Annotated in this window: 2 protein-coding genes; one reads left to right on the top strand and one right to left on the bottom strand. The window is 63.4% G+C overall.

Annotated elements, in window-relative coordinates; genetic code table 11:
- Window positions 1–161 precede the first annotated feature (161 nt).
- The gene (locus tag EOA86_RS27730) at window positions 162–794 is read left to right on the top strand and encodes a hypothetical protein (RefSeq protein ID WP_128344594.1); all 633 of its coding nucleotides are present in this window, start codon (window positions 162–164) and stop codon (window positions 792–794) included.
- A gap of 66 nt (window positions 795–860) precedes the next feature.
- Here the strand turns inward: EOA86_RS27730 and EOA86_RS27735 are convergent, their stop codons facing one another.
- Entirely contained in the window at window positions 861–2,987 is a 2,127-nt protein-coding gene (locus tag EOA86_RS27735) for a DUF294 nucleotidyltransferase-like domain-containing protein (protein WP_245497399.1), read from the bottom strand.
- Between the last annotated feature and the right edge of the window lie 319 nt (window positions 2,988–3,306).

Consider the following 3,306-nt stretch of genomic DNA (forward strand, 5'->3'; position numbering starts at 1 on the left):
GGAGTAACACTTCTTGCCGCTTCTGTTCATACGACTTTAGAATCGGTGAGAGGACTGGAGAACCGGTGAGAGGACTTGAATCGGTAAGAGGGCTGGCGGTGCGGCGTCGCGGAGGCTAAACGGTCAACATCGGTTGGAAACAAAACCGAAGGGAGAGCGTCATGGGCCTGCTGACCAACCTGTTGCCCGAGTTCCTGCGTAAGCCGCAGCCGATCGGCAGCGTCAGCGACCTAGCTGACTTCATGGATTCGCGCGCCGCTTTCCTGGCGCAGAAAAGCATCGTCGAGTTCTGCCGCGTCAGGGCAGGGGTCTACTGGCAGAAGCTGTTCAGCGAGAAGGAGTTCCAGGCGTCGCTCAACCATTCACGCTGGCGCGCCTACCCTGCCTGCTATGCCATCGTGGCGGAAATGGTGGAGGGTGCGCTGCGCGAACCCGCCGGTGTGCGCCAGCGGGGTCTGCCGGCGGCGCTGGAAAAAGTGGCCTTGGCAAGCTTCTCCAAATATGCGGTTCCGGAGGGCTCGCCCCCGACTTTCTGGGAGGACGCCGCCGAGCTCACACGTCAACGCCTCGCCGCCACGCAGATCGGTCCGCCGCGGCCGGTGCGCGAAATCCCCGAGCCGCTGGCGCGAACGGTTTTCGAGATGGTCCCGATCCATCCCAATCTCCTTACCAACGACTATGACTATATCTTCAACTTCCTGAGGATGAATCTGCTGCGCGCGCATGAGGATTTCCTTGCGCAGGCTGACCGCAGCGCCCTCGTCGACGAGTTGCTGGGTGCCGCGCGCATCTGAGCTTTGTTCCGGCGCGCCGATATCCAGGGCTCCCCGTTCGGCCTCGCACCGTCCGAGCGTCGCCGGCTATGCGAACATCAGGTCCCGCACCAGGTCGGGTGCCGACTGGAGGCGCTTGATGAGGCTCTTGAGCTCTGCCTGCTGCTCGCGCGTCAGGGCATTGATCTCGATACGGTTGGATACAGGTATGCCAGCGTAGATGTCATGCGTCTGCTGAGCGAGCAGCAAGCCGATCAGCATGGAATGGCCGGCCAGCATCGCCTTCATGTCGCGCTCGCCGCCGATATCCTGCGCGATCAGTCTATCGAGCCGGGCACGCGTGCTCCGCTCGCGGATGCCGTGGCGAATTGCCAGCGTGCGTGCGGTCGCGACGATCGGAAAAAGGCCATACTTCTTGATGTCCAGCCGGCCATTTTCAAGCTGAAAGCCGCCAAAAACAGTGAAGGGATTGCCGGTTGTCATCTGCTCGCCGAGAAGCTTCGCGAATACCGGCTCGGCGTGGCCACGGTCATACGCATATTCGATGAACTGCGCGGCCAGCGTCGTATCACCGTGAACCGGCCGCAGATCGTAGACGATATCGACGTTGAGCAGATCCTCCGGCCGTAGGCGGCGAACCCAATCTTCGACGCGCCCCTTCCAGGTGTCGAGGCTTCCGCGGAATGCGGCATTCGCGGCCATTACCCCGCCTTTGCAATACGGCACGCCTGAGATGTCGAGCATGTCGGCGAGCTTGGTGCCGAGCTTTCTGAACCAGCTGTCTTCGGCCCCGCCCGGCTCGCCATCTGCGAAGACGATTGCGTTGTCCTGGTCGGGGGCTATCAGGCTTTCGCCACGGCCGCCTGAGCCGAGCACGAGCACGGCGTAGGCGCAGGGCGGCGGGCCGTGACCTTCGATCTGCATCTGTTGTTCGGCAAGCACGGCGGCGCGGCGGGTAAGCGAGCAAAGTTCATCGCTGATGATTTCCGCTACCGCGCGCGGGTCGATCGCTTCGCCGATGAGCGAACGTACCACGCCCGGCAGCATCGACCAGGTGGCGGCCAGTTCGGCGGCGTCCTTGGCATGTTCGATCGTGTCGTCGAGATCGATGGCAGCGGCGGCGCGCAGCCTCAGCAGGTCACGCGCCGAAAGCACGCCGACCAACACGCCCCCGTCGTGGACGGCGAGGTGGCGGACTTTCAGCCGATCCATGCGGCCGATCGCCCGATAAGCGAAGGCGGCGGCGCGGATGCTTATCAGCGGTCGCGTTGCGATGCTTCCGACCGGCATGTCAAAAGCCCGCTCGGCGTCGGACGATAGGCGGCGCAGCAGGTCACGCTCGGTAACGATGCCATACTCCTCAATCGGTCGATCCGGCGTTCCTCGGTCGGACACCAGGACCGAGCTGATCTTGCGCTTGACCATGAGGTAGATGACCTGCCTTGTCGGTTTGGTCGATTTCACCACGACTGGCGGGCTGCTCATGAGGCTGCCGACGCGATGGCGATAGGCATAGGGATCAACCGGCTGAAACGCGGGAGTCTGGGGTCGCGACACCGGCTCGGCCCAGCCGGCGCGATGGCCGGCTTCGAGAGCATCCGAAAGGGCAAGGCAGGCGACTTCGGCCTCTCCGAGTGTTCGGATGTTGCGCTTGCGCAACTCCGGTATCAACCCGGCAAAGATGTCTCCCGCCGCGATCGCATCGCCCAGAGCCGAATGGCGGCCAGCTATCTCCAGGCGAAGCCAGGCGGCGATCGTCTCCAGCGAATGGTCCGCCAGATTGGGATTTGCTAGGGTTGCAAGAAGCCGGACGCACAGCGCCCGAGGCTTTTTCCAGGGCAAACCGGCGCGGCGGCATTCGCGCTCCAATACCGCCAGGTCGAAGCCGATCGAATGGCCGACGAGGATGCGGTCGCCGACGAACTCCTGGAATTGCGCCCATGCATCCGGGAAGCTCCCGGCGCCGTCAACATCGCCATCCGTGATGCCGTGGACGAGCGAAGCCTCGGACGGGATTGCTTCGCCAGGATCGATGAGGAGATCGAACCGAGGTTGCCGGACGACCTTGCCATGCGCGATGCCGATCGCGCCAATCTGGATTACGCGCGCCTTGGTGGCGTCGGGCCCGGTTGTTTCGGTGTCAACGGCGGCAGCCGCAATTGCTATCAGCGGTGTCGCGCCGGTCGCCGGCTTCAATTCCGTCCCCTTCGGCATAGCCGATAGCCTTCCTCTGCCGGATTTCTTGCCGAGACAGCGCCCTGTCGATGCCGGAAAGGTCGATCCTGCTTGCCCTGCAGCATAGAGCGCGCCGGCGGGCCGCGTCGATGGCCGAATTTCATGCTGTGGCGTTCGCAAAGATGCGCCGGCGAGTTGCACGCCCCTACGTCCATACCGAATCCCGAGGTACGCCCGTCCAGGCGGCACATTCGCCTTAAAGTGATTTGATACGGTCGCAGCGCTCCCGCACTGTCGGCGAGTTTGTTGCCGAGGCAGCCGATGGATGAGATCAGGCGGATTGCTGTGGAGTGCATCG

It is taken from the genome of Mesorhizobium sp. M5C.F.Ca.IN.020.32.2.1 (genome assembly GCF_004023105.1).
GTDB lineage: Bacteria > Pseudomonadota > Alphaproteobacteria > Rhizobiales > Rhizobiaceae > Mesorhizobium > Mesorhizobium wenxiniae.